This window comes from Streptococcus infantis (assembly GCF_047465035.1).
Classification (GTDB): domain Bacteria; phylum Bacillota; class Bacilli; order Lactobacillales; family Streptococcaceae; genus Streptococcus; species Streptococcus infantis_T.
On the sequence record NZ_JASHAQ010000001.1, the window covers coordinates 77,392 to 102,238 of the forward strand.

Consider the following 24,847-nt stretch of genomic DNA (forward strand, 5'->3'; position numbering starts at 1 on the left):
ACTTTTCTGATGATTTTCATGAAGAGCCTGCGCTTTTATGGTAAAATAGTAACAGAATAAAAGAGGAGAGAAAACATGAAACGTAGTATGTATGCTGGTCGTGTTCGTGAGGAACACATCGGACAAGAAATTACCTTGAAAGGATGGGTAGCCCGTCGTCGTGACCTTGGTGGTTTGATCTTTATCGATCTTCGTGACCGTGAAGGAATCATGCAGTTGGTTATCAACCCAGAAAAAGTATCTGCAGAGGTAATGGCAATAGCTGAAAGCATTCGTAGCGAATTTGTCATCGAGGTGACTGGTCAAGTTGCTGCACGTGAGCAAGCCAATGATAAGTTGGCGACTGGTGCAGTTGAGTTAAATGTGACGGCTCTGATAGTGCTTAATACAGCCAAAACAACACCATTTGAGATTAAGGATGGCATTGAGGCGAATGACGATACGCGTTTGCGTTACCGTTACCTTGACCTTCGTCGTCCAGAGATGTTGGAAAACCTTAAACTTCGTGCCAAGGTAACTCATTCTATCCGTAACTACTTGGATGAGTTGGAATTTATCGATGTGGAAACGCCATTCCTTTCTAAGTCAACACCAGAAGGAGCGCGTGACTATTTGGTGCCATCTCGTGTTAATAAAGGGCATTTTTACGCACTTCCTCAAAGTCCACAGATTACCAAGCAGTTGTTGATGAATGCTGGATTTGACCGTTACTACCAAATTGTCAAATGTTTCCGTGACGAGGACTTGCGTGGAGATCGCCAACCTGAGTTTACTCAGGTCGACTTGGAAACGTCTTTCCTTACTGAGCAAGAAATCCAAGATATCACAGAAGGCTTGATTGCGCGCGTGATGAAGGAAACAAAAGGAATCGAAGTAAGCCTGCCATTCCCTCGTATGAAGTACGACGATGCTATGGCTCTTTATGGTTCTGACAAGCCTGATACTCGTTTTGAGATGTTGCTTCAGGACTTGACAGAAGTGGTCAAAGGTGTTGACTTTAAAGTCTTTTCAGAAGCACCTGCTGTAAAAGCCATTGTGGTCAAAGGAGCTGCGGACAACTATTCACGTAAAGATATCGACAAGATGACCGAAGTAGCCAAACAGTACGGTGCCAAAGGTCTTGCTTGGGTCAAGGTTGTTGATGGAGAATTAAACGGACCAGTTGCGAAATTCTTGACTGGTATCCAAGCAGAATTGACTGCAGCACTTGGTCTTGAAGATAAGGATTTGGTTCTCTTTGTGGCTGATACGCTTGAAGTAGCCAATGCAACACTTGGTGCCCTTCGTGGACGTATTGCTAAAGAACTAGGCTTGATTGATCAGGATAAATTTAACTTCCTTTGGGTTGTTGACTGGCCAATGTTTGAATGGTCTGAAGAAGAAGGGCGTTATATGAGTGCCCACCATCCATTTACCCTTCCTCAAGCAGAAACTGCTCATGAGCTTGAAGGTGATTTGGCTAAGGTTCGTGCCATTGCCTATGATATCGTCTTGAACGGTTATGAGCTTGGTGGTGGTAGTCTTCGTATCAACCAAAAAGAACTCCAAGAACGCATGTTCAAAGCTCTTGGTTTCTCAGCTGAAGAAGCCAATGACCAGTTTGGTTTCCTTTTGGAAGCTATGGACTATGGTTTCCCACCACACGGTGGTTTGGCTATCGGTCTTGACCGTTTTGTCATGTTGCTCGCTGGAGAGGAAAATATCCGCGAAGTCATCGCCTTTCCTAAGAACAATAAGGCAACTGACCCAATGACGCAAGCACCATCAACAGTAGCTCTTAAACAACTAGAGGAACTTAATCTACAAGTAGAACAAGATGAAACAAACGAAACTAACTAAAAAGTGGTACCATTATCTTCGCCGCTTTGCTTATCGAGTAAGGATTTTGCGTGTTTTACAAAGTATTTCTCGAGAAAAATACGATGAAAAAATCTCAGCTTCTCTGGTATATGGTTTTCTATCAGCAGTAGCCGTCAATTTCTTTTTCCAACCAGGGCACGTTTATTCAAGTGGTGCGACAGGTTTAGCTCAGATTATATCTGCCCTTAGTAACCACTGGTTTGGTTTTCATTTCCCGATTTCAGTAGCCTTTTATGCCATCAATATTCCTCTCATGATTTTGGCCTGGTATCAAATTGGGCATAAGTTCACGATTTTTACCTTTATCACGGTATCCATGAGCTCGCTCTTTATCCAGTTTGTGCCTGTGGTGGTCTTAACAGAGGATCCCATCATCAATGCCCTTTTTGGGGGTGTTGTCATGGGATTGGGGATCGGCTTTGCTTTACGTCATAACATCTCCAGTGGAGGAACAGACATTGTCAGCTTAACCATTCGTAAGAAGACTGGTCGTAACGTCGGAAGTATCTCTTTCTTGGTTAATGGTACAATCATGTTGATTGCAGGAGTGACCTTTGGTTGGAAATATGCCCTTTATTCCATGATTACCATCTTTGTCTCAAGTCGTGTGACAGATGCAGTTTTCACCAAGCAAAAACGCATGCAGGCCATGATTGTTACTAGCAATCCAGATGCCGTCATTGAGAAAATCCATAATAAATTGCACCGTGGAGCAACCATGATCCATGATGCTGAAGGAACTTATAATCACCAGCGTAAGGCTGTTTTGATTACGGTTATCACTCGTGCAGAGTTCAATGATTTTAAATTAATCATGAAGCAAGTTGATCCAACAGCCTTTGTTTCTGTTTCAGAAAACGTTCATATCCTAGGCCGATTTGTAGAGGTCGAAAACTAAAGATTTCAGGACATCTTCAAATTCCATTAGTGATACCTTGCTCTAGTTTACTAATAGTTATTTGTAACAATGAATAGAACGAAAAACCCAACTCTTGAACACATTGTCAGAGTTGGGCTTTTTTATTTTTCAACGATTTTGTGGGCAATCACTTGACGATAGCAGATTTGACGATTTTCTTTGGTATCGCTGATGATTTGCAGGATGGTTTCAAATGAAGTACGTCCCAGAGAGAGGCTATTGATATCCACATAGGCCGCTAGGTTTAATCTTGGATTAACAGAATCAAAGCTGAGTACAGGGATATTGAGATTGTGATCGTTGAGGTAGTTACAAACACCTTCAGCTAAGAGGCTATCTGTTGTAATGATGGCATCAGTTTGAGGATCATGTTTGAAGAGACGTTTACTAAATTTATATCCCTTTTCTTCAAGAAATTCATCTGCAAAGAAGGTACGTTGACTATCAAGAGGAAGTTTGTGTTCTTGAAGGGCTTGTTCGTAACCTGTTAGACGATCCTGCGTAACGTAGAGTTTCTTGGCTCCACCGATGAAAGCGATTCGATTACATCCTTTCTTAATGAAGTATTCGGTTGCATCAAAACCAGCTTGAATATTATCGTTGTCAACAAGTGGAATAAAAGGGGACAAGGATTTTCCAAGGATGAGGAAAGGAAATTGTTCTTCTGAAACTAATTTTACCAAGGGATCATTTTCTTGGGCATACAAGAAGATAAGACCGTCTACACGCTTTCCATAGACCATCTGTGAAATTGCATTTAAGCGTTCTTTTTCATCTTTTCCAGTTGCAATCTGGATGGCATAGTGATTTTCTGAAGCAACTTGTGCAATACCACGTAGGACAGAAGGAAAGAAAGGATTTTGATAGAAGGCATCGGAGTCGTCTGGAAGAACTAAACCAATGACCTGCGTATAACTACTAACCAAGCTTCGGGCATTGAGGTTAGGATGATAATTGAGCTCTTTCATTGTCTTACGAACTCGTTTTTTAGTCTCATCGCTAATGGTTGATTTATTTTGAATAACACGGGTTACGGTTGAGGGTGAAACCCCTGCAGCCTTGGCCACGTCTTTAATCGTAACAGGCATAATAATCTCCTACTTATGGTAGTCTGGATCACGGAAATGCGTTTTGTAAAAGATAGTGACCAGGTATAGAACAAATAAAATGTTTTGAACAGTAATTAAAGTTGCCATATTTTGGCCTAGGAGACCGAGAATCATGGCAAGTAAGGTTGGTAATCCTAAACAGTTCAAAATGAAATGATAGCACTCTTTATAGCTTTTAAATGAAAAGAGACGTGATTTTTTCGTAAAGTAGAGCAAGAGGCTAGAACCTAGAGAAACGATGAAAAAATTAAGTCCAAAGAGGAAGCTAGAACCTAACACAAGAAAGAGACTAACATAGACACGATTCTGTTGATACCAGTCTTTAGAAATGGCTTGTGTTAAGCTTTCCTTGCTCTGGAAGCTCTCGGTCGTGATCGCATGATAGCGAATACTAGTCAATTCTTTTCCTTGCTTACTGATGACGAGTTGCTCAGGTTCAAAGTTAAGAAGTAGTTCCTCAGGAAAGTTTGCACTAGAAGCGTCTCCGATTTGAACAGAAACTTGATGAGGAGTTGAACCCGTATAGCTTAGCTTCCCGTTATTAATCTGAGTATTTGCAGCTAAATCTTGTACGACATCGTCCGTCAGAGGAGCATAGACATCATCGATGAAGGTTTCTAAAGGATAGGTGTCCTGAGAGTTGTTCTGGATGGCAATAGGAACCATAGACAAGCTAATCAAGAAAATACTGGTAAAAATCAGTTGAAACCAATTTAGACCAAAACGATGAGAGAGGGGCTTACGGAATCCCCAAATACTATTAAAATAAGAAAACGGATATGGTAACATAAATCTCTTTCTATAGGCATTTTTCTATACGAGTATTATATAGAGAAATGTGTTTTATTTCAAGCAGGGGATACGAATCCTTGTTGAAAGTAGACTATTAATAAAATTTATCAACTAACAATGAGGGTATTCTCAATAATCTCTTGTTTCTCACCAGACTATATCAGCATTAGTTCAAAAATGAAAAAGGGTGGCGGGGGTATATTACCCCTTGTCGCCACCGCTTGTAAGTCCTGAAACGAAGTTCTTTTGCAAGAAGAAGAAGAGTGTACAGATTGGAAGAGCGATGAGGATAGCACCTGCTGAGAAGTAGGCAATCTTCAAGTTCTTCGCATTGTTGACGAAGGTTTGGAGACCAACGGCAACTGTAAAGTATTCTTTCTCACGAAGCAAGAAACTAGAGAGGATGTAGTCTCCGAAAGGTCCCATGAAGGCCCAGAGTGCTTGTACCGCAACCATTGGGCGAACGAGAGGGAGAACGATTTGCCAGAAGCGGCGGAAGTGTCCTGCACCATCCAGTTTTGCAGATTCATCGAGAGACATTGGCACGGTGTCAAAGTAACCTTTCATCAACCAAGCGTTCATAGGGATACCACCACCTACATATAGGAAGATGAGGAACCAGCTATGGTTAAGGGCATTTAACATGAGGGCCATAACGAAGAAGGCAGTCAAAGCGGCCATTGTTGGCACCATTTGGATAATCAAGAAGAAGACCAAACTTTGTTTACGAGCCAAGAAGTTGTAACGGCTGTAAGCATAACCAGCAAGCACGATAATACTTGTCTGAACGACCATAGTGATCAAAGCGATGATCAAAGTATTAAGGTACCAGGTACCGTACAAGGTTTCTGTAAAGAGCCCTTTGAAGTTATCAAGACTAAAGTTGACATTGCTGTCGAGTTTAAAGGCCACAACGTTACCAGCCTTGAAGGCAGACATAATCGTGATTAAAAGAGGATAGATAATGACGATTGAAAGTCCGATCAAGTAGAGGTAAGTGAGGGTTTGAGTCAGTCTACGTTTTAGTTTGATTGAGTTATTCATCTTAGACGTCCTCCATATCAAATGCGTGTAGTTTCTTGAAGGCAATCATAGAAATAGAGATGACGATGATTGAAATAATCAAGGTAACAGCTGCCGCCATAGAGTATTGTGGAGCTGTACCTGTTGTCAAACGGTAAATCCATGAGATCAAGATATCGGTTGAACCAGCTCCACCACCGACACTACCAGGACCACCACCATTGAAGAGGTACATGATAGAGAAGTTGTTGAAGTTGAAGGTGTATTGGCTAATCAAAGTAGGTGCCGCAACAGCCAAAATCATTGGGAAAGTAATGTTGCGGAATTTTTGCCAAGCGTTTGCACCGTCGATATAAGCTGCTTCATACAAGTCGTTTGGAATAGACTGTAGGATACCGAGAGTAAGGACATAGATATAAGGGAATCCAAGCCAACCTTGCATCATAATCAAGGCAACCTTAGTCCAAGTAGGGTCTGTTTTCCAAGGGATGAGTGCCCCATCGAGGAATGGAAGAACTTTAGCAAAAAGTGGTAAAACTTGAGTATTGATAGCACCAACACTATCGTTAAACATGTTTGAGAATGTCAAGATAGTGATGAAGGCTGGAACTGCCCAAGGCAGAAGGAAGATAACACCAAAGATACGTTTTCCTTTGATGAATGGTTGGTTAGCAATAATAGCTGTGAAGATACCGATTACAATCTGTAAAGTTGATGCAGACAAAGCCCAGATAATAGTCCAAGAAAGAACGGCACCAAAGGCTGAACGGAAGGTACTCAAGCTCCAGATATTTGTGAAGTTGGTCAATCCAACCCAGTCCAACAATTTATTAGGTGGTAAATGTTGGAAATCATAGTTAGTAAAGGCGATCATCAAGGTTACAATAACTGGGAAGATGATGGCAAATGTCATGGCAACGTAAGATGGGATAATGAGCAAGTATGGGAATCCATTTTCATAGATACCTTTAATCATATCCTTAAGTGTCAATGGGACAGGAATGCCATTATTGATACGTTTTGCAATGGTATGAGCATCTTTAATATTGAGAATATAAAATGCTAGATAAACAATTACAAAAATAGAGTGAAATGCACCACGAATCAACATAAAGAGAGAGTTGTCACGGCCAGGTTTTTCACCGAGTGTGATCAAGTTGCTCAATTCAGGTGCTGCAAGTACTATAAAATAGAGGACAAAAGCTAATGTTACAGCAAGGAAGATAAAACCTTTGGCTTTTTGTTTGTTATAGATTTGCCCCAACCCAGGAATCAATGAAAGCAAGGCTGCTTTTCTTGGTTGTTGTTCCATGAGTACTCCTTTCATAAGATGTGAACGTCAAGCTGAGTTCTGTTAATATCTAAAAATCAAGGGGGATAAGTTTTAAATCCCCCTTGAATCAATCAATTAGTTACCAAATTTTTGTTGGATTGTTTCTTTAATCAATGTTACAGCATCATTTGCAGCTGTTTTAGCATCTTTCTTACCGCTTACAGCGTCAAAGAGCATTGTTTTAGCTGGGTCCCAAACTGTTGACATTTGAGAGATGTTTGGCATTGGTTGAGCGTTCTTGAACTGTTTGATAACAGCAGTAGTCAACTCATCGTTTTTACCTTCAGCGTAAGTACGAGCTTCAGTGTTAGCTGGGATTTCGTTTGTTGCATCGTAGAATGCTTTTTGTTGGTCAGTTGAAACAAGGAAGTCTACGAATTTTTGAGCTCCTTCAAGGTTCTTAGTGCTTGATGGGATGATCCAAGCTTTACCACCACCAAAGGCTGCGTAGTTTTTACCGTTTGGAAGAGTTGGGATAGTTGCAACACCGTAGTTTACTTTAGCATCTTTGAATGCTTGAGCTTTCCAAGGTCCATCAATGATAGCAGCTGTTTTACCTTCTTGGAATTGAGTTTGGATCAAGTTTCCAGCACCTTCAGTATCTTGCATACCTTTAGGCCATTTGTCATACCAAGTTTTAGCATAGTTGATACCTGCAATAGCACCATCGTTAGCAAGACCAATATCTTTAGGGTCTTTACCGTTTTGTCCAAACACGTAGGCACCGTTACCAGCAAGAAGTCCATATGCGTAGTAGAAGTTAGTCCAGTCAGCTAGGAAAGCAGTAGTTTTTCCGTCTTCACCAGCGAAGGCATATTTGCTATCTTTAGCAAGTTCTTCCAAGTCAGCAAATGTCTTAGGAGCTTCTTTCACTAAGTCTTTGTTATAGTACATAACAAGTGACTCGATAACGGCTGGAGCCCCATAAACTTTACCACCAACAGTTACAAGAGATTTAGTAGTATCGTCTGTTTTAGCACCGTCACTCAAAGTAACTTCTGAAAGTTGTCCGTCAGTACCAAGGCTACCTACACGGTCGTATGGTGCCATCATGACGTCAGCAGCTTTACCTGATTGGTTATCAAGTGAAAGATTGTCAAGTCCACCTAATTGGTCCCCTGTTTTAATAGTAACTTTTACACCAGCTTCTTTTTCGTAAGCTTTGGCAGCTGATTCTGCAAAAGCTTTATATTGATCTTCAACGTAGAAAGTAATTTCTTTCGCTTCTGATGAACCAGAGTCAGCAGTTTTATCAGCAGTTTTGCTTCCACAAGCTACTAAAAGTAAGCTAGCAAGAGTAGCAGTACCAAGTACAGCTGCGCTCTTCATGAATTTAGTTGACATAGTGTATTCCTCCTAAAGAATAACAAATTTTGATTTCAAGGAAACGCAAACGTTTTCTCTTATGAACTTAGTATAGCACAAACAGAAAACGGTTGCAAGCGTTTTTTGAAAAAAATTTAAAAAGCTTGTAACTGGTTAATCTCTAAAATTGGTTATATAATAGGAAGGAAAGGATGAAATCATATAAATTTCAATTCAAGAATAATTTAAGGGAAACGTTTGCATAGTTTGTAGATGTTTTTGTAGAGGTGAAAAAATAAGAATATAGTTTTTTAAAAAAGCTATAAAGTAAATAAATTGAAAAGTTTTTTGTTGAAACGCTTGCATTTCTTTTTGAAATGGGTTATACTTTACTTGGCGCAAACGTTTGCGCTTGTAAAAATGAAATATTTAACTACAAACACTTGAGGTGCTATTATGAAAAAACGTCAAAGTGGTGTGTTGATGCACATCTCATCACTTCCAGGGGCTTACGGAATCGGATCATTTGGTCAAAGCGCCTATGATTTCGTTGACTTCTTGGTTCGCACTAAGCAACGCTACTGGCAAATCCTTCCATTGGGAACAACTAGCTATGGAGATTCTCCTTACCAATCATTCTCAGCTTTTGCAGGTAATACTCACTTTATCGATCTTGATATCTTGGTGGAGCAAGGTCTGTTGGAAGCAAGTGATCTTGAAGGTGTGGACTTTGGTAGCAACCCAACTGAAGTTGACTACGCTAAAATCTACTATGCACGTCGTCCACTTCTAGAGAAAGCTGTCAAACGTTTCCTTGAAGTCGGAGATGTCAAAGACTTCGAAAAATTTGCTCAAGAAAATCAATCATGGCTTGAACTATTTGCAGAGTATATGGCTATCAAGGAGCATTTTGATAATCTTGCTTGGACAGAATGGCCAGATGCAGATGCCCGTGCTCGTAAAGCTTCAACTCTTGAAAGCTACCGTGAGAAATTAGCTGACAAGCTTGTTTACCACCGCGTAACCCAATACCTTTTCTTCAAACAATGGTTGAAATTGAAAGCATACGCTAACGAAAACCACATCGAGATTGTCGGTGATATGCCAATCTATGTAGCGGAAGATTCAAGCGATATGTGGGCAAATCCACACCTCTTTAAAACAGATGAAAACGGGAAAGCAACTTGCATCGCAGGATGCCCACCAGATGAGTTTTCTGCGACTGGTCAGCTTTGGGGTAACCCAATCTATGACTGGGAAGCAATGGATCGCGATGGTTACAAATGGTGGATTGAACGCTTGCGTGAAAGCTTTAAGATTTACGACATCGTGCGTATCGACCACTTCCGTGGATTTGAGTCTTACTGGGAAATTCCTGCGGGTTCTGAAACAGCGGCACCTGGTAAATGGGTGAAAGGACCTGATTACAAACTCTTTGCAGCTGTTAAAGAAGAACTTGGTGACTTGAACATCATCGCAGAAGACCTTGGATTCATGACTGATGAAGTCATCGAGCTTCGTGAGCGCACTGGATTCCCAGGAATGAAAGTCCTTCAATTTGCTTTCAATCCAGAACACGAAAGTATCGACAGCCCACACTTGGCACCAGCAAACTCAGTTATGTATACAGGAACACACGATAACAACACTGTTCTTGGTTGGTACCGTGATGAGATTGATGATCCAACTCGTGAGTATATGGCTCGCTACACAAACCGTAAAGAGTACGAAACAGTGGTGCATGCTATGCTTCGTACAGCCTTCGCATCAGTAAGTTTCATGACGATTGCCACTATGCAAGATTTGCTAGAGTTGGATGGTTCAGCTCGTATGAACTTCCCATCTACTCTTGGTGGAAACTGGTCATGGCGTATGACAGAGGAACAATTGACTCCTGCTGTCGAAGAAACTTTGCTTGACTTGACTACAATTTATCGCCGTATCAATGAAAATTTGGTAGAATTAAAGAAATAAGACAATAATCAGGAGACAACTAAACATGTTATCACTACAAGAATTTGTACAAAATCGTTACAATAAATCTATCGCAGAATGTAGCAATGAAGAGCTCTACCTTGCTCTTCTTAACTACAGCAAGCTTGCAAGCAGCCAAAAACCAGTGAACACTGGTAAGAAAAAAGTTTACTACATCTCAGCTGAGTTCTTGATTGGTAAACTCTTGTCAAACAACTTGATCAACCTTGGTCTTTACGACGATGTTAAAAAAGAACTTGCAGCTGCAGGTAAAGACTTGATTGAAGTTGAAGAAGTTGAATTGGAACCATCTCTTGGTAATGGTGGTTTGGGACGTTTGGCTGCCTGCTTTATCGACTCAATTGCTACTCTTGGTTTGAACGGTGACGGTGTTGGTCTTAACTACCACTTTGGTCTTTTCCAACAAGTTCTTAAAAACAACCAACAAGAAACAATTCCAAATGCATGGTTGACAGAGCAAAACTGGTTGGTTCGCTCAAGCCGTAGCTACCAAGTACCATTTGCAGACTTTACTTTGACATCAACTCTTTATGATATTGATGTTACTGGTTATGAGACAGCAACTAAAAACCGCTTGCGTTTGTTTGACTTGGATTCAGTTGATTCTTCTATCATTAAAGATGGTATCAACTTTGACAAGACAGATATCGCTCGCAACTTGACTCTCTTCCTTTACCCAGATGATAGTGACCGTCAAGGTGAATTGCTCCGTATCTTCCAACAATACTTCATGGTTTCAAACGGTGCGCAATTGATCATCGACGAAGCAATTGAAAAAGGAAGCAACTTGCATGACCTTGCTGACTACGCAGTTGTCCAAATCAACGATACTCACCCATCAATGGTTATCCCTGAATTGATCCGTCTTTTGACAGCACGTGGTATCGAGCTTGATGAAGCAATCTCTATCGTTCGTAGCATGACTGCCTACACTAACCACACAATCCTTGCTGAAGCCCTTGAAAAATGGCCTCTTGAATTCTTGGAAGAAGTGGTTCCTCACTTGGTACCAATCATCAAAGAATTGGACCGTCGAGTTAAAGCAGAATACAAAGACCCAGCTGTTCAAATTATCGATGAGAGCGGACGTGTTCACATGGCTCACATGGATATCCACTACGGATACAGTGTTAACGGGGTAGCGGCACTCCACACTGAAATCTTGAAGAACTCTGAGTTGAAAGCCTTTTACGACCTTTACCCAGAAAAATTCAACAACAAAACAAACGGTATCACTTTCCGTCGTTGGCTCATGCATGCTAACCCAAGATTGTCTCACTACTTGGATGAGATTCTTGGAGAAGGTTGGCACCATGAAGCAGATGAGCTTGAAAAACTTTTGTCTTATGAAGACAAAGCAGCTGTCAAAGAAAAATTGGAAAGCATCAAGGCTCACAACAAACGTAAATTGGCTCGTCACTTGAAAGAACACCAAGGTGTGGAAATCAATCCAAACTCTATCTTTGATATCCAAATCAAACGTCTTCACGAGTACAAACGCCAACAAATGAACGCTTTGTACGTGATTCACAAATACCTTGACATCAAAGCTGGTAACATCCCTGCTCGCCCAATCACAATCTTCTTTGGTGGTAAAGCAGCTCCAGCCTACACAATCGCTCAAGACATCATTCACTTAATCCTTTGCATGTCAGAAGTTATTGCTAATGATCCAGCAGTAGCTCCACACTTGCAAGTAGTTATGGTTGAAAACTACAACGTTACTGCAGCAAGCTTCCTTATCCCAGCATGTGATATCTCAGAACAAATCTCACTTGCTTCTAAAGAAGCTTCAGGTACTGGTAACATGAAATTCATGTTGAACGGAGCTTTGACTCTTGGTACTATGGACGGAGCTAACGTGGAAATCGCTGAGTTGGTTGGAGACGAAAATATCTACATCTTCGGTGAAGATTCAGAAACTGTTATCGACCTTTACGCAAAATCAGCTTACAAATCAAGCGAATTCTACGCTCGTAAAGCGATCAAACCATTGGTTGACTTTATCGTGAGCGACGCTGTTCTTGCAGTTGGTAAGATTGAACGCTTGGAACGTCTTTACAATGAATTGATCAACAAAGACTGGTTCATGACTCTTCTTGACTTGGAAGACTACATCAAAGTCAAAGAGCAAATGCTTGCTGACTACGAAAACCGTGACGCATGGTTGGATAAAGTGATCGTCAACATTGCTAAAGCAGGATTCTTCTCATCTGACCGTACAATCGCTCAGTACAACGAAGATATCTGGCACTTGAACTAAGATATAAGATTTATACTAATACATTTTGTAAAAAAGCGAGTTTCAATTGAAATTCGCTTTTTTGAATGATGTGGATTTGGATCAATCTTATTTAAAAGGGATAAATCATAGATACAGTGAACGCATAACACTTTCTTTCAGCCTCATGTTTCTTCGTAGTTGATTACCTCACATCCCTTGTATTCGCTTACATAAAGTATTATAATATAATTGTAGGAAAGAAGGTGTTTTTATGTGGAAAAAATATTTTTCAAAATATAAATGGACGGATTTATTTTGGATTTTATTTGTTATTTTGACCTGCCTCTATATTGGTAACCATGATTTGTTTCCTCTCAATCATCAAGAATTCTCTTTTCGTGGTAGCGTTTGGGGTCTGGTACTGGCCTTATATCACTTATTGTTCATTGATAAGTTTGTAATTTCGAATCGAAAATAAAGTTTAGGGCTATGCTTAGCTGTGTACCTTTAGGATTGATTTTTGGAGGAAGATTTTGTCTCTATTATTTATTATTTTAAATTTGTTTATCTTGTACAAGATCTATTCTTTGAGGCGGGAGAAATCGAAATACTTGATTTATACGGCCTATATCATATTTGGGGTAAATGTAATATATGGTATTCAATGGTTATTAAGAGAACTGATTTCAAAGATTTCCGCTTAATGTGTATAGAAACTCCAGTGATTTTTGCATAACAAAACGCATAAGATTAAGGTTTTTGAGTACCTGTTCTTATGCGTTTTCGTAATATTGAGGATTTTCGGTAAGTTTTATACCTTTGGGAAGTCTAGTTTAGAATGCTTTCCCAACCAAAATCTCTGCTTCAATGGTAATCTCTGTCAGTTGGCTCCAGTCAATCTTGCTCTGGTCGATATGAAAGAGGAGAGGAGTCATACTGAGTAGGGCTTGGAGCTGATCTGGTGTGATAGTCTTAGTCAGAGAGGCCGTTTGGTTAGATAGGATGGTAAAGTGTTCCTGGAAATGTTCCTTGATATCTTGGTTAGAATAATCCTTGTTTGTCAGCTGGTCTTGTACCTTCTGACGGATTTCCTTGAGGTGATTTTCAGTTGGAATAACCTTTATCAAGATGCCGTCTTTGGATAAAACGCGACGAAATTCTCCATAATTGGCAGGGGAAAAGATATCAAGTAAGATATCCATGCTGGCGTCTTTTATAGGAAGACGAGCTAAGTCACCAACGAACCAATTGACTGCCCAGTTGGGTTCGCTCTTGGCAGCGATTTGGACAGAATCTTTGGAAATATCAAAGGCATAGAAGGTTTTGTCAGGATGACTTTCTTGTAGTTTGCGAGAATAGAATCCTTCACCACAACCGATATCTAAGACTGTGGTGCTAGTTTCTGAATTTGCTAACAAGTCAGATACAGCCTCTAAGATAGCGTGGTAAAAGCCAGATTCTAGGATTTGTTGGCGGTTTTGAAAGTTTTCCTTGTCGTAGTTGGCAGATTGCTTAATTTGAGGGGCTAGATTAACATAGCCGAATTTCGCCAGGTCAAAAGAATGGCGATTGTTACATTTGAGACTGTTCTCTAGCAGAGTCAGATTTTCTTGACAGATAGGACAGGAAAAGGCAGTCGCAGAAGCAAAACGCTGAAGTTTGGGTTTGAGATTTGTATTCATAGTTTAAGTGTATCAAAAGAGGCAAATGAAAGCAACTTTAGGAGTAAGTAGATGGGAGATTCAGTAGAAATAAAACTAATACTCTTCGAAAATCAAATTCAAACCACGTCAACGTCGCCTTGCCGTACTCAAGTACAGCCTGCGGCTAGTTTCCTAGTTTGCTCTTTGATTTTCATTGAGTATAATTCTCCAATTTATAAAATAAAATTGCTTTTATATCTAAATTGCTATATAATAATGATAAGGAGGAAATAAGTATGTTAAAAGAAGTATTGAGCGTCGCAAAAGTTGCGAAAAAATCATCACTCTTTTTGGGTGGTGTCGCATTTGGTACCCTTGGCTTGAAAATCTTAGCAAGTAAGGAAGCTAAAAAAGGTTATTCTAAAGCTTTGGCTAAGGCTTACAAGTTGAAAGATGAGCTAGATGCATCTGTTTCTGTTGTGAAGCAACATGGAGATGATGTCTTGCAAGATGCCAAATATTTGTACGAGCAAGAGAAAAAAGAAGAGCAATTAGATAGCCTTATAGGGGAATAATATGTCTTTTAAAGTGCTACATAGAGGATACCAACATATCCGACTATCATCTTCTTTTTCACTCACCTTGGATATTCAAGACTATCTTCGTTCCTTGGCGAGAGATGAAAAGGGGATTGAGTCTATCCAGTTTTACATGGATCAACAGCATTTTACTCTACGTATAAAAGAAGGCTTTTCTGTATTAGATAATGCAGAAGCCTTTTTAAAAAGAATTGATAAAGGGAAAGTTTCTGAGTTGATGACTCTTCCCATTCGTAGAGAAGAGAGTGCTTATTCTATTGTTTCAGGTGCAGCGATTAAGCGTGTGCTTTTTCGTAGTCTTGTACCGTTTCCTATTCGCTATATATGGACTTGTTATCAGGCTTTGGGTTATGTTAGAGAAGCCTATCAGACCCTAGTGCGTAAGGAACTAACGATGGAAGTCTTGGACTGTTCAGCGATTTTATTGTCCTTATTTATGAACCAATCCAAGACGGCAAGTAATATCATGTTTATGCTTGATTTGGGGAATCATTTAGATCAGTGGTCTTTGAAAAAAACTGCAACAGATTTAGAACAAAGCCTTCTTGCAAAAGAGAGCGATGTATTCTTAGTACAGGGCGATACGGTTGTTAGTATCAAGAGTTCCGATGTTCAAATAGGAGATGTCTTGGTCTTATCTCAAGGAAATGAAATTCTATTTGATGGACAAGTAGTTTCAGGTTTAGGTATGGTCAACGAAAGTTCCTTGACGGGAGAGAGTTTTCCAGTTGAAAAAAGAGAGTCTGATTTGGTTTGTGCAAATACAGTATTAGAAACTGGAGAGTTACGCATTCGTGTAACCGATAATCAGATGAACAGCCGGATTTTACAACTGATTGAGTTGATGAAAAAATCTGAAGAAAACAAGAAAACGAAACAACGCTATTTCATCAAGATGGCGGACAAGGTCGTCAAATATAATTTCTTGGGGGCTGGGCTGACTTACCTATTAACGGGTTCTTTTTCTAAGGCTATTTCATTCCTATTGGTTGATTTCTCCTGTGCTTTGAAAATTTCTACTCCTGTAGCTTATTTGACAGCTATCAAGGAGGGGTTGAATCGTGAAATGGTGATTAAGGATGGGGATGTTCTGGAAAAATATCTGGAAGTTGATACTTTCTTATTTGATAAGACGGGAACAATCACAACTAGTTATCCTATAGTTGAAAAGGTGTTACCTTTTGGGGACTATAGTGAGGAAGATATTCTCAGAATCAGTGCCTGTCTTGAGGAACATATTTATCATCCTATTGCTAATGCCATCGTCAAGCAAGCTGAGATAGAGGGGATTGAACATGAGGAAATGCATGGGAAACTCCAATATATTGCAAGCAAGGGGATCAAGTCTCATATAGATGGCCAACCAGTTCTTATTGGGAATTATGTCTTGATGCAGGATGAACAGATTCATATCAGTTCAGAACAAAATGCTTTAATTGAAGAGTACAAGAGTCACTACAATCTCTTATTCTTGGCTTATCAGAATGAATTGATTGGAATGTTCTGCATTCATACTCCTTTGAGAAAAGAAGCAAAAGCAGCCTTGGAGAAACTTAAGGCACAAGGGAAAAAATTGATTCTGGCAACAGGGGACACCTTGGTTAGAACAGAGGAATTAGTCAAAGATTTGCCCTTTGATCAGGTCTATACAGACTTGAAACCTGATGGGAAATTTGAGTTAGTAGAGGAACTGCAGAAAGCAGGTCACACTATTTTGATGGTTGGAGATGGATTGAATGACTCAGCGGCTCTAACCCTATCAGATATCGGTGTGGTGATGAATGAGAGTGCAGATATTTCTAAGCAGATGAGTGATATCTTATTGTTAGATAATCGCTTGGATTTCTTCCAAGAGTTGGATTCGCTATCATCATCTTTGCAAACACTCATCAAGAAGAATATTCAAGATACCGTTGTCGTAAATAGTAGTTTGATTGGCTTTGGCTTGTTTAACTGGCTCAGCCCTTCAAATCTTTCTATCTTACATAATCTAACAACCTTACGCATTGTACTGCGTAGCCTGTCTATTAAGGGCTAGGTGGGGGACTATTCACAGCAAAAAGGAGTTACCTTTCTCGAGGGTAACTCCTTTGTTTATAGGTAAATGTTTAACAATTTAGTAAGTCAATACAAAGTATTTCTTCTTACCACGGCGGATAACAGTCAGTTCGTTCTCTAACTTATCTGCATCTCCTAAGACATAGTCAAGGTCTTGGATACGGTCACCGTTGACGTAGATAGCTCCATTTTGTACGTCTTCACGGGCTTGGCGTTTTGAGTTAACCACGCCAGAAGATACAAGAAGTTCAACGATGTTGTGATTTTCGTCTGCTTGTACTTGGTAGTTTGGCACGCCACGAAGTCCTTGTTTAAGCTCTTTGACAGAAAGGTTTTTGATGTTTCCTGCAAATAGTTGCTCAGTGATGTTAAGGGCTTCTTTGTAGGCTTCTTCTCCGTGAACAAGCGTTACGACTTCACGAGCGAGGACTTTTTGAGCCAAGCGTTCGTGTGGAGCTGCTTCAAATTGTTTGCGGATGTCTTCAATCTCATCCAGTGACAAGAAGGTAAAAATCTTCAAGAAGCGAACAGCGTCAGCATCCATGACGTTCATCCAGAACTGGTACATTTCGTATGGAGAAGTCTTTTCAGGATTGAGCCAGACTGCATTCCCTTCAGATTTACCAAATTTCTTACCAGTTGCGTCTGTGATGAGTGGGACAGTGATTACGTGACCAGTCTTGTCAGCCTTACGACGAAGCAATTCTGTACCAGCTGTCATATTTCCCCATTGGTCAGAACCACCGATTTGGAGGGTTACATTGTGCTCTTGGTTGAGGACAAAGAAGTCGTAACCTTGCATGATTTGGTAGGCAAACTCAGTGTAAGAAATCCCTGTTTCAATCCGTTTTTTAACAGACTCCTTGCTCATCATGTAGTTGACAGTGAAGTATTTTCCGATATCACGGAGGAAGTCAATGAAGCTGATGCTGCCAAACCAGTCGTAGTTGTTGACCATGACAGCTTTATTTTCACCATTTTCAAAATCAAGAAAGCGAGAAAGTTGTCCTTGGATAGACTTGACCCAGCCATCTACTGTGTCTTTTGTTTGGAGACTACGCTCAGCATCTTTGAAGGACGGATCTCCGATGAGACCTGTAGCACCGCCAACGAGCGCATAAGGTTTGTGACCTGCTAACTGCAAACGACGACTTGTCAAGATTGCGACAAGGTGGCCTAGGTGAAGGCTGTCAGCAGTTGGATCGTAGCCAGTATAATAAGAAACTTGACCTTCTTCTAGGGCTTTACGCAAAGCTTCTTCATCAGTCGTTTGAAAAATCAAACCACGCTCTTTTAGCTCATCAAAAATGTGCATGTGTCTTTTCTCCTTTTTAAAATATTGTTTCTACCTATTGTACCACAAACTTAGCAAATAACCTAGTAAAATCGGGAAGAAAGTTGCTGCTTGGACTTTTTTGGAAACGAGTGAAATATGGTATAATAGCACTAGCTTATTTTCAGAGAAATAGATAAAAATAGTTGAGAAAGGGGCTGGAAAATGTCTCATATTATTGAATTGCCAGAAGTATTGGCCAACCAGATTGCAGCTGGAGAAGTTATCGAGCGTCCTGCTAGCGTTGTCAAAGAATTAGTTGAAAATGCTATCGATGCTGGCTCAAGCCAGATTATCGTTGAAATTGAAGAAGCTGGGCTTAAGAAAATCCAAATCACAGATAATGGACATGGGATTGCCCACGATGAAGTCGAGTTGGCTCTCCGTCGTCATGCCACTAGTAAGATAAAGAATCAAGCGGATCTTTTTCGGATTCGGACCCTCGGTTTTCGTGGTGAAGCTCTGCCTTCTATCGCATCTGTCAGTGTATTGACTTTGTTGACAGCGGTGGATGGTGCCAGTCACGGGACCAAGCTAGTGGCTCGTGGGGGAGAAGTTGAGGAAATCATTCCAGCGACCAGTCCTGTGGGGACTAAGGTTTGTGTGGAAGACCTCTTTTTCAACACACCGGCTCGTCTCAAGTATATGAAGAGTCAGCAGGCAGAGTTGTCTCATATCATTGATATTGTCAATCGTCTGGGGCTAGCCCATCCGGAGATTTCTTTTAGCCTGATTAGCGATGGCAAGGAAATGACACGAACAGCTGGTACGGGTCAACTGCGTCAAGCCATTGCTGGGATTTATGGTTTAGCTAGTGCCAAAAAGATGGTTGAGATTGAGAATTCTGACCTAGACTTTGAAATTTCTGGTTTTGTGTCCTTGCCGGAATTGACGCGGGCTAATCGTAACTATATCAGCCTCTTCATCAATGGCCGTTATATCAAGAACTTTTTACTCAATCGTGCTATTCTTGACGGTTATGGCAGTAAGCTCATGGTGGGGCGTTTTCCACTGGCTGTCATTCATATCCATATTGACCCTTATCTAGCGGATGTCAATGTGCATCCAACCAAGCAAGAGGTGCGTATTTCTAAGGAAAGAGAGCTGATGGCACTGGTTTCAGAAGCTATCGCAAAGAGTCTAAAGGAACAGACTTTGATTCCAGATGCCTTGGAAAATCTAGCCAAATCTGCGGTTAGAAATCGTGAAAAGGTGGAGCAAACGACTTTGCCACTGAGAGAAAATACGCTCTACTATGAAAAAACGGAGCTGACTAGACCGACTCAAGCTGAGGTGGCAGACTATCAGGTGAACCTGACTGAAGGGAAACAGGATTTGAATCTGTTTGCTAAGGAAACCTTGGACCAGCTGACCAAGCCTGCTAAACTGTATTTTGCAGAGAGAAAGCCTATCAGCTACGACCAACTGGATCATCCTGAGTTAGATATGGCTAGTTTGGATAAGGCCTATGACAAGCTAGAGCGAGAAGAAACGTCAAGCTTCCCAGAGTTGGAATTTTTTGGGCAAATGCACGGGACCTATCTCTTTGCCCAAGGTAGAGATGGGCTTTACATCATAGACCAACACGCAGCTCAGGAGCGGGTTAAGTATGAGGAGTATCGCGAAAGTATTGGCAATGTTGATCAGAGCCAGCAGCAACTCCTAGTGCCCTATATCTTTGAATTTCCAGCGGATGATGCCCTTCGTCTCAAGGAAAGAATGCCTCTCTTGGAGGACGTTGGCGTCTTTCTAGCAGAGTACGGGGAGAACCAATTTATCCTAAGGGAACATCCTATTTGGATGGCAGAGGAGGAAATCGAGTCTGGTATCTATGAGATGTGTGATATGCTCCTCTTGACCAAGGAAGTTTCTATCAAGAAATACCGAGCAGAGCTGGCCATTATGATGTCCTGCAAACGCTCAATCAAAGCCAACCATCGTATCGATGACCACTCAGCTAGACAACTCCTCTATCAGCTCTCTCAATGTGACAACCCCTACAACTGTCCACACGGACGTCCTGTTTTGGTGCATTTTACCAAGTCAGACATGGAAAAGATGTTCCGTCGCATTCAAGAAAATCATACTAGCCTACGAGAACTAGGAAAATACTAAATTTAAGGGAAAACTATGTACGAATATCTAAAGGGTATTATTACCAAAATTACTGCTAAATACATCGTTCTAGAAGCTAACGGCATCGGCTACATCTTACACGTAGCCAATCCTTATGCTTACTCAGGACAAGTCAATCAAGAAGCGCAAATCTATGTGCATCAAGTTATTCGCGAAGACGCTCATCTACTTTACGGTTTCCGTTCAGAAGACGAGAAAAAACTCTTTCTCAGCTTGATTTCGGTGTCGGGCATTGGTCCTGTATCAGCTCTGGCTATCATTGCAGCTGATGACAATGCAGGGCTTGTTCAAGCCATCGAGACCAAGAACATCACCTACTTGACTAAGTTCCCTAAAATTGGCAAGAAAACAGCCCAGCAGATGGTGCTGGACTTGGAAGGCAAGGTAGTAGTTGCAGGAGATGATCTTCCTGCCAAGGTGGCAGTGCAAGCTAGCGCTGAAAACCAAGAATTGGAAGAAGCTATGGAAGCCATGTTGGCATTGGGCTACAAGGCGACCGAGCTCAAGAAAATCAAGAAATTCTTTGAAGGAACGACTGATACAGCAGAGAATTATATCAAGTCTGCCCTTAAGATGTTGGTAAAATAGGAGGTTCCTATGCCCAAACGCTGTGGCTGGGTTAAAATGAACAACCCTCTATATGTAGCCTACCACGATGAGGAATGGGGCCAGGCCCTCCATGATGACCGAGCACTTTTTGAGTTGCTCTGTATGGAGACCTATCAGGCTGGTCTTTCTTGGGAAACAGTGCTCAATAAACGTCAAGCCTTCCGTCAAGCTTTTCATGGTTATTGCCTTCAACGTGTTGCAGACATGACGGATGAAGAGCTGGAAGCTTTGATGAATAATCCAGCTATCATCCGAAATCGTGCAAAGATTTTTGCGACGCGAGCGAATGCCCAGGCCTTTCTACAAGTTCAGAAAGAGTATGGCTCTTTTGATGCTTATCTCTGGTCTTTTGTAGAGGGGAAAACCATGGTCAATGATATCCCGGACTACAGTCAAGCACCAGCCAAAACGCCTTTGTCTGAAAAAATATCCAAGGATCTCAAAAAACGTGGTTTTAAGTTCACTGGACCAGTCGCTGTCTTGTCCTATCTGCAGGCTGCAGGGCTAGTTGATGACCATGAGAATGATTGTGAATGGAAAAATGGAAATAAGTGACGTTAGATGTCTAGAACATCTGAAAGTATAGAAAAAAGCTGAGGCATTCATCTCAGCTTTTTTTATTATAGTCAAAGCGAATGACTTGTTTCTTTGCATCCACATAAGCATGGACGCCAAAGGGCACAATGGCTCTTGGTGCGGCATGACCAACATTCAAATTATAGACAATTGGGATATTGCTATCAATGATATCCAATAGTGCTTCTTTATAGTCGTCATAGAAAGTTTCATCCATAGGTTTCCCGACAAAGAGTCCACTGATAACCTCGAATAGACCAGTGTCCTTCAAAGTCCGCAACATATTTTTGAAGTCATCAGGCTCAGGCTTTTCTTCGCTTGTTTCTAACAAGAGAATCTTTCCTTCCCAGTCACATAAGTCAGGGAAGAGTTTGTACTTTTGGCAGAGCTCCGTGCTGTCTGCGTATCGAGAGTTGTTAAAGATATCGTAGAGAGATTCGAGGCAACCACCGAGGATTTCCCCTTCGAATTGGGCATTTCCTTGCAACAAGTCAAAGCCGGTATTTGCATGACTAATACGAGATGTTCCCAGAGCCTTGGGACTAAAATCAGTTCGTTCCTCATACCAAATGTCACTAGGGCGGATTTCTGATATTCTTCCAGTCTCAATCAATTCTTTAAAGTAGTGAAGGCTATAGTCAAGCATTTCCTTGTCTAATTCACAAATGTCTGCTAGAAATGATTGGCCGTAAAAAGTCTTGATTCCTAGTTTATGCAACATGAGATGGTTCATGGTCGTATCCGAGAAGCCAAGAAAAATCTTTTGTTTGATAACTTTTTCTAGTTGGTCATTTTCAAAAAGATAGGGTAATAAACGATAGGTATCGTCTCCACCGATGGCGCATAGGACCATGTCGATGCTATTATCAGAAAAGGCCTGAATCAAATCCTCTGCACGCGCTTCAGGATGGTCCTTGATAAAGTCTAAGCCTTTTAACGAATGGGGTAAAAAGATAGGATTGAGTCTCAGGTCCTTGAGACGTTGGACACCCAAGTCGACTTCGTGTTTGACAAAGTCTTCTCCGATAATGCCACTAGACAAACTAACAATACCAATAGTAGAAATCATATTTTATCCTCCTAGAAATAAATTGATGCTATTGTATCACAAAAGAAGAGGGGAAACAACAAGAATTAGAATCAGAAAAAGGCTTTTAGATCACGAAAGTAAGCAAAAAAGCAACCGCTCGATGTGGTTGCTTTTTATAGTAGTTGCATTCTTATAGAGCAGTAAGGAAGGTCAGTCCGCCAAGGATAACCCCAGCCGAGTTTGGAATGATTAGAATCCAGTCTTTCTTAGGCTCTTTTGTCCATCCATAAATGACCCAGATTAAGCAAGAAACAGCTGCTGATAAAGGTTGGAATGGTTGAGCTTTGTTCCCTTGTAAATTGGCAAAAATTTGGGGGATGTAGGCTATAAATACAATAATCCCGATAAAGGCACCAATTGAACCGACAATTTGATTAATTCTCTGTTTAGTCATATATATTTCTCCTTATTGCTTTATTAGTATAACAGAAAAACAGCTTGGATTCAAGGGTAAAACCTTGGGATTCTAAGGGAAGACTTTACATTAGAATGTTATTAGAAAATGTGGCTACTTTTCTTTGGAGAATCAAAAAATGATTTGGAACTACAAAAAAGTAGTCTGTCTACAAAACACACTACTTTTATTGTTTATCTTAATATCTAGCAGGTCCTGCACTTGCACTCTTGATGTTGAAACGTTTTTTGAGGTAGAAACGTAGGGCAAGGAGAGCTCCTCCAATCACCAACAAAACAAGTGGTGGGAGACTAATGTTGATGGCTTGTGGAAGGAAGTTACTCAAGAAGAGGATGAAGACCCAAGCAAACATAGTCGCTAACATGACCAAAAGTGATTTCCAGAATGGAGGACGTTGGCTACGGTCAGTATCTGGTCCGTAGTAGCGGTAGATAAAGTGATAGAGAAGGTAAAAGGCAACTCCACCAAAGGCTCCTACACTGATAAGTGTTACCAATCCGTAGGCCACGGGTTGGTTTGAGAAGAAGCTCATCAAGGCGCTAACCACTGCAAACAGTCCTGTAATGAAAAGGGCTGAATCCAACATCATCAATTTTGGATCGTCGTTTTCTTTTGGATGTTCTTTTTCATATTGCTCTTTTTCGCTGAAGCTGTGAGCCCAGTGAGTTGGTGCTCCGTAGATAGAACGAGCTGTCACCCCTTTTGGTTGTTCTTCAAGGATATGAGGAATGACTTCTTCAAGGATGGCCTTGATTTCAGCGTCAGTTTTTCCATCCTTTAGAAATTGCTGGGTTGCAATGTGGATAAATTCTTGGTTTTTCTTGGTTAATTCTTTTAAATCAATCTGTGACATAATAACTCCTGTTTAGAACCATTTTTTATGGATGAGGTAAAGAGTGAGGGAAACACTCATAGCAAAGGCGATGAAGACGATGAGCCAGAAAGCGTGCGGTTCTCCGTTTAAAGGAATTTCATTATCCTTAAAGTTCATTCCGTAGGCTGAGAAAATCATGGTCGGCACAGACATAACGATGGTCACGAGGGCCAAGGTTTTCATGATATTGTTCTGGTTGTTTGAAATGATAGAGGCAAAGGTCTCTGTCATAGAGTGAAGGACGTTTCCATAGATATCCGCCATCTCGATGGCCTGTTGCGTTTCAATCAAGGTATCTTCCAGTAAGTCTTCATCTTCAAGGTATTTCTTGATATTGCTAGTTGCGCTGGTCAATTTTTTAATCACGCGCTCATTTGTCTTCAGAGAAGCTTTGAAGTAGACGATGGTCTTTTCCAACTCCATGAGTTCGATCAATTCTTCGTTTCGAGTAGATTTGTGAAGTTGACTCTCAATCTGCTCACTCTTACGTTCAATCGAACGGAGGGCAGTTAGGTAAATCTCCGCATTGCGGTATAGGATTTGGAAGATGAAGCGCGAACGCATGAAGGTATAGAAATTTCGAAGCCTACGATTGATAAAGACATCAAGAAGTGGGAGAGGCTCCAAACAAGTGGTAATGATAGCTTCTTCTGTAATGATAATCCCCAAGGGAATAGTCACATAGTAGGTCTGGTTATTTCTTTCCTCTGTGATTGGGACGTCTACGATAATCAAGGTGTACTCATCTTCGATGGTGATACGAGACATCTCTTCCGCATCGAGCGGTGCACGGAGGTCTGCGATATCAATATCAAAGGCTGAGGCGATTTCCATCGATTCGCTTTGTGTAGGATTGACGAGATTGATCCAAGTACCTGGCTGGAGCGTATCAATCTCTTTAAATTCAGTTGTAGTTGAGAGAAAGACTTGTTTCATATCTCCTATCCTTTCCTA

At 40.9% G+C, this 24,847-nt stretch carries 21 protein-coding genes; 10 read left to right on the forward strand and 11 right to left on the reverse strand.

The window, feature by feature from the left end:
• The first annotated feature begins 75 nt into the window (after nt 1-75).
• Both aspS and QM406_RS00430 read left to right on the forward strand, forming a co-directional pair.
• The gene (gene aspS, locus QM406_RS00425) at nt 76-1,839 is read left to right on the forward strand and encodes an aspartate--tRNA ligase (protein ID WP_414273094.1); all 1,764 of its coding nucleotides are present in this window, start codon (nt 76-78) and stop codon (nt 1,837-1,839) included.
• Nucleotides 1,817-2,758, forward strand: coding sequence for a YitT family protein (locus QM406_RS00430; RefSeq protein ID WP_315640302.1), 942 nt, complete (start codon nt 1,817-1,819; stop codon nt 2,756-2,758). Before aspS ends, QM406_RS00430 begins: the two co-directional genes overlap by 23 nt.
• Before the next feature lie 122 nt (nt 2,759-2,880).
• Here QM406_RS00430 and QM406_RS00435 read toward each other — a convergent pair whose 3' ends face one another.
• The 5 genes from QM406_RS00435 to QM406_RS00455 all read right to left on the reverse strand — a co-directional run bounded on the left by QM406_RS00435 (nt 2,881) and on the right by QM406_RS00455 (nt 8,380).
• On the reverse strand, nt 2,881-3,867 hold the full coding sequence (locus QM406_RS00435) for a LacI family DNA-binding transcriptional regulator (protein ID WP_281335257.1): 987 nt from the start codon (nt 3,865-3,867) through the stop codon (nt 2,881-2,883).
• A 9-nt stretch (nt 3,868-3,876) separates the two neighbouring features.
• On the reverse strand, nt 3,877-4,677 hold the full coding sequence (locus tag QM406_RS00440) for a DUF1189 domain-containing protein (protein WP_414273095.1): 801 nt from the start codon (nt 4,675-4,677) through the stop codon (nt 3,877-3,879).
• A gap of 204 nt (nt 4,678-4,881) precedes the next feature.
• Nucleotides 4,882-5,724, reverse strand: coding sequence for a sugar ABC transporter permease (locus tag QM406_RS00445; RefSeq protein ID WP_045613887.1), 843 nt, complete (start codon nt 5,722-5,724; stop codon nt 4,882-4,884).
• A gap of 1 nt (nt 5,725) precedes the next feature.
• Nucleotides 5,726-7,015 (reverse strand): carbohydrate ABC transporter permease, encoded by a 1,290-nt coding sequence (locus QM406_RS00450; RefSeq protein WP_282434658.1) that lies wholly within the window; start codon nt 7,013-7,015, stop codon nt 5,726-5,728.
• 96 nt (nt 7,016-7,111) lie between these two features.
• Nucleotides 7,112-8,380, reverse strand: a complete 1,269-nt coding sequence (locus tag QM406_RS00455; protein ID WP_075232327.1) for an extracellular solute-binding protein — start codon at nt 8,378-8,380, stop codon at nt 7,112-7,114.
• 417 nt (nt 8,381-8,797) lie between these two features.
• Here QM406_RS00455 and malQ point away from each other — a divergent pair, with 417 nt between their 5' ends.
• The 3 genes from malQ (at nt 8,798) to QM406_RS00470 (ending at nt 13,038) form a co-directional block, all read left to right on the forward strand.
• Nucleotides 8,798-10,315 (forward strand): 4-alpha-glucanotransferase, encoded by a 1,518-nt coding sequence (gene malQ / locus QM406_RS00460; protein ID WP_075232328.1) that lies wholly within the window; start codon nt 8,798-8,800, stop codon nt 10,313-10,315.
• A gap of 25 nt (nt 10,316-10,340) precedes the next feature.
• The gene (glgP, locus tag QM406_RS00465) at nt 10,341-12,599 is read left to right on the forward strand and encodes a glycogen/starch/alpha-glucan family phosphorylase (RefSeq protein ID WP_414273096.1); all 2,259 of its coding nucleotides are present in this window, start codon (nt 10,341-10,343) and stop codon (nt 12,597-12,599) included.
• Between the two features lie 232 nt (nt 12,600-12,831).
• Nucleotides 12,832-13,038, forward strand: coding sequence for a hypothetical protein (locus QM406_RS00470; RefSeq protein WP_033675785.1), 207 nt, complete (start codon nt 12,832-12,834; stop codon nt 13,036-13,038).
• 355 nt (nt 13,039-13,393) lie between these two features.
• Here the strand turns inward: QM406_RS00470 and QM406_RS00475 are convergent, their stop codons facing one another.
• On the reverse strand, nt 13,394-14,242 hold the full coding sequence (locus tag QM406_RS00475) for a putative RNA methyltransferase (RefSeq protein WP_414273097.1): 849 nt from the start codon (nt 14,240-14,242) through the stop codon (nt 13,394-13,396).
• A 257-nt stretch (nt 14,243-14,499) separates the two neighbouring features.
• Here QM406_RS00475 and QM406_RS00480 point away from each other — a divergent pair, with 257 nt between their 5' ends.
• Both QM406_RS00480 and QM406_RS00485 read left to right on the forward strand, forming a co-directional pair.
• On the forward strand, nt 14,500-14,778 hold the full coding sequence (locus QM406_RS00480) for a DUF6110 family protein (protein WP_000910903.1): 279 nt from the start codon (nt 14,500-14,502) through the stop codon (nt 14,776-14,778).
• A 1-nt stretch (nt 14,779) separates the two neighbouring features.
• Nucleotides 14,780-16,840 (forward strand): heavy metal translocating P-type ATPase, encoded by a 2,061-nt coding sequence (locus QM406_RS00485; protein WP_414273098.1) that lies wholly within the window; start codon nt 14,780-14,782, stop codon nt 16,838-16,840.
• Between the two features lie 78 nt (nt 16,841-16,918).
• Here QM406_RS00485 and tyrS read toward each other — a convergent pair whose 3' ends face one another.
• Entirely contained in the window at nt 16,919-18,175 is a 1,257-nt protein-coding gene (gene tyrS / locus QM406_RS00490) for a tyrosine--tRNA ligase (RefSeq protein WP_315640316.1), read from the reverse strand.
• A 183-nt stretch (nt 18,176-18,358) separates the two neighbouring features.
• Between tyrS and mutL the strand changes: the two genes are divergently transcribed.
• Genes mutL through QM406_RS00505 form a run of 3 tightly spaced genes read left to right on the forward strand, consistent with a single transcriptional unit; the run spans nt 18,359 to nt 21,493 of the window.
• Nucleotides 18,359-20,308 (forward strand): DNA mismatch repair endonuclease MutL, encoded by a 1,950-nt coding sequence (gene mutL, locus QM406_RS00495; protein ID WP_414273099.1) that lies wholly within the window; start codon nt 18,359-18,361, stop codon nt 20,306-20,308.
• Between the two features lie 15 nt (nt 20,309-20,323).
• Nucleotides 20,324-20,917 carry a Holliday junction branch migration protein RuvA gene (gene ruvA, locus QM406_RS00500; RefSeq protein WP_414273100.1) on the forward strand — a complete coding sequence of 198 codons (594 nt, stop codon included), beginning with the start codon at nt 20,324-20,326 and terminating at the stop codon, nt 20,915-20,917.
• A gap of 9 nt (nt 20,918-20,926) precedes the next feature.
• Nucleotides 20,927-21,493, forward strand: coding sequence for a DNA-3-methyladenine glycosylase I (locus QM406_RS00505; protein WP_414273101.1), 567 nt, complete (start codon nt 20,927-20,929; stop codon nt 21,491-21,493).
• A gap of 52 nt (nt 21,494-21,545) precedes the next feature.
• On the opposite strand, the gene QM406_RS00510 is transcribed toward QM406_RS00505, so the two are convergent.
• From QM406_RS00510 to QM406_RS00525, 4 genes are all read right to left on the reverse strand, one after another.
• A complete protein-coding gene (locus tag QM406_RS00510) occupies nt 21,546-22,583 on the reverse strand; it encodes a S66 family peptidase (protein ID WP_414273102.1) in 1,038 nt (345 codons plus the stop codon).
• 151 nt (nt 22,584-22,734) lie between these two features.
• Complete coding sequence (locus tag QM406_RS00515) at nt 22,735-22,998, reverse strand: SemiSWEET family transporter (protein ID WP_004250486.1); 264 nt, start codon at nt 22,996-22,998, stop codon at nt 22,735-22,737.
• A 199-nt stretch (nt 22,999-23,197) separates the two neighbouring features.
• Entirely contained in the window at nt 23,198-23,872 is a 675-nt protein-coding gene (locus QM406_RS00520) for a DUF1129 domain-containing protein (RefSeq protein ID WP_006146142.1), read from the reverse strand.
• Between the two features lie 12 nt (nt 23,873-23,884).
• Entirely contained in the window at nt 23,885-24,829 is a 945-nt protein-coding gene (locus QM406_RS00525; RefSeq protein ID WP_223140287.1) for a magnesium transporter CorA family protein, read from the reverse strand.
• Between the last annotated feature and the right edge of the window lie 18 nt (nt 24,830-24,847).

Coding starts and splice junctions, on each gene's coding strand:
- aspS (WP_414273094.1), top strand. CDS start 76: ATGAAACGTAGTATGTATGCTGGTCGTGTTCGTGAGGAACACATCGGA.
- QM406_RS00430 (WP_315640302.1), top strand. CDS start 1,817: ATGAAACAAACGAAACTAACTAAAAAGTGGTACCATTATCTTCGCCGC.
- QM406_RS00435 (WP_281335257.1), bottom strand. CDS start 3,867: ATGCCTGTTACGATTAAAGACGTGGCCAAGGCTGCAGGGGTTTCACCC.
- QM406_RS00440 (WP_414273095.1), bottom strand. CDS start 4,677: ATGTTACCATATCCGTTTTCTTATTTTAATAGTATTTGGGGATTCCGT.
- QM406_RS00445 (WP_045613887.1), bottom strand. CDS start 5,724: ATGAATAACTCAATCAAACTAAAACGTAGACTGACTCAAACCCTCACT.
- QM406_RS00450 (WP_282434658.1), bottom strand. CDS start 7,015: ATGGAACAACAACCAAGAAAAGCAGCCTTGCTTTCATTGATTCCTGGG.
- QM406_RS00455 (WP_075232327.1), bottom strand. CDS start 8,380: ATGTCAACTAAATTCATGAAGAGCGCAGCTGTACTTGGTACTGCTACT.
- malQ (WP_075232328.1), top strand. CDS start 8,798: ATGAAAAAACGTCAAAGTGGTGTGTTGATGCACATCTCATCACTTCCA.
- glgP (WP_414273096.1), top strand. CDS start 10,341: ATGTTATCACTACAAGAATTTGTACAAAATCGTTACAATAAATCTATC.
- QM406_RS00470 (WP_033675785.1), top strand. CDS start 12,832: ATGTGGAAAAAATATTTTTCAAAATATAAATGGACGGATTTATTTTGG.
- QM406_RS00475 (WP_414273097.1), bottom strand. CDS start 14,242: ATGAATACAAATCTCAAACCCAAACTTCAGCGTTTTGCTTCTGCGACT.
- QM406_RS00480 (WP_000910903.1), top strand. CDS start 14,500: ATGTTAAAAGAAGTATTGAGCGTCGCAAAAGTTGCGAAAAAATCATCA.
- QM406_RS00485 (WP_414273098.1), top strand. CDS start 14,780: ATGTCTTTTAAAGTGCTACATAGAGGATACCAACATATCCGACTATCA.
- tyrS (WP_315640316.1), bottom strand. CDS start 18,175: ATGCACATTTTTGATGAGCTAAAAGAGCGTGGTTTGATTTTTCAAACG.
- mutL (WP_414273099.1), top strand. CDS start 18,359: ATGTCTCATATTATTGAATTGCCAGAAGTATTGGCCAACCAGATTGCA.
- ruvA (WP_414273100.1), top strand. CDS start 20,324: ATGTACGAATATCTAAAGGGTATTATTACCAAAATTACTGCTAAATAC.
- QM406_RS00505 (WP_414273101.1), top strand. CDS start 20,927: ATGCCCAAACGCTGTGGCTGGGTTAAAATGAACAACCCTCTATATGTA.
- QM406_RS00510 (WP_414273102.1), bottom strand. CDS start 22,583: ATGATTTCTACTATTGGTATTGTTAGTTTGTCTAGTGGCATTATCGGA.
- QM406_RS00515 (WP_004250486.1), bottom strand. CDS start 22,998: ATGACTAAACAGAGAATTAATCAAATTGTCGGTTCAATTGGTGCCTTT.
- QM406_RS00520 (WP_006146142.1), bottom strand. CDS start 23,872: ATGTCACAGATTGATTTAAAAGAATTAACCAAGAAAAACCAAGAATTT.
- QM406_RS00525 (WP_223140287.1), bottom strand. CDS start 24,829: ATGAAACAAGTCTTTCTCTCAACTACAACTGAATTTAAAGAGATTGAT.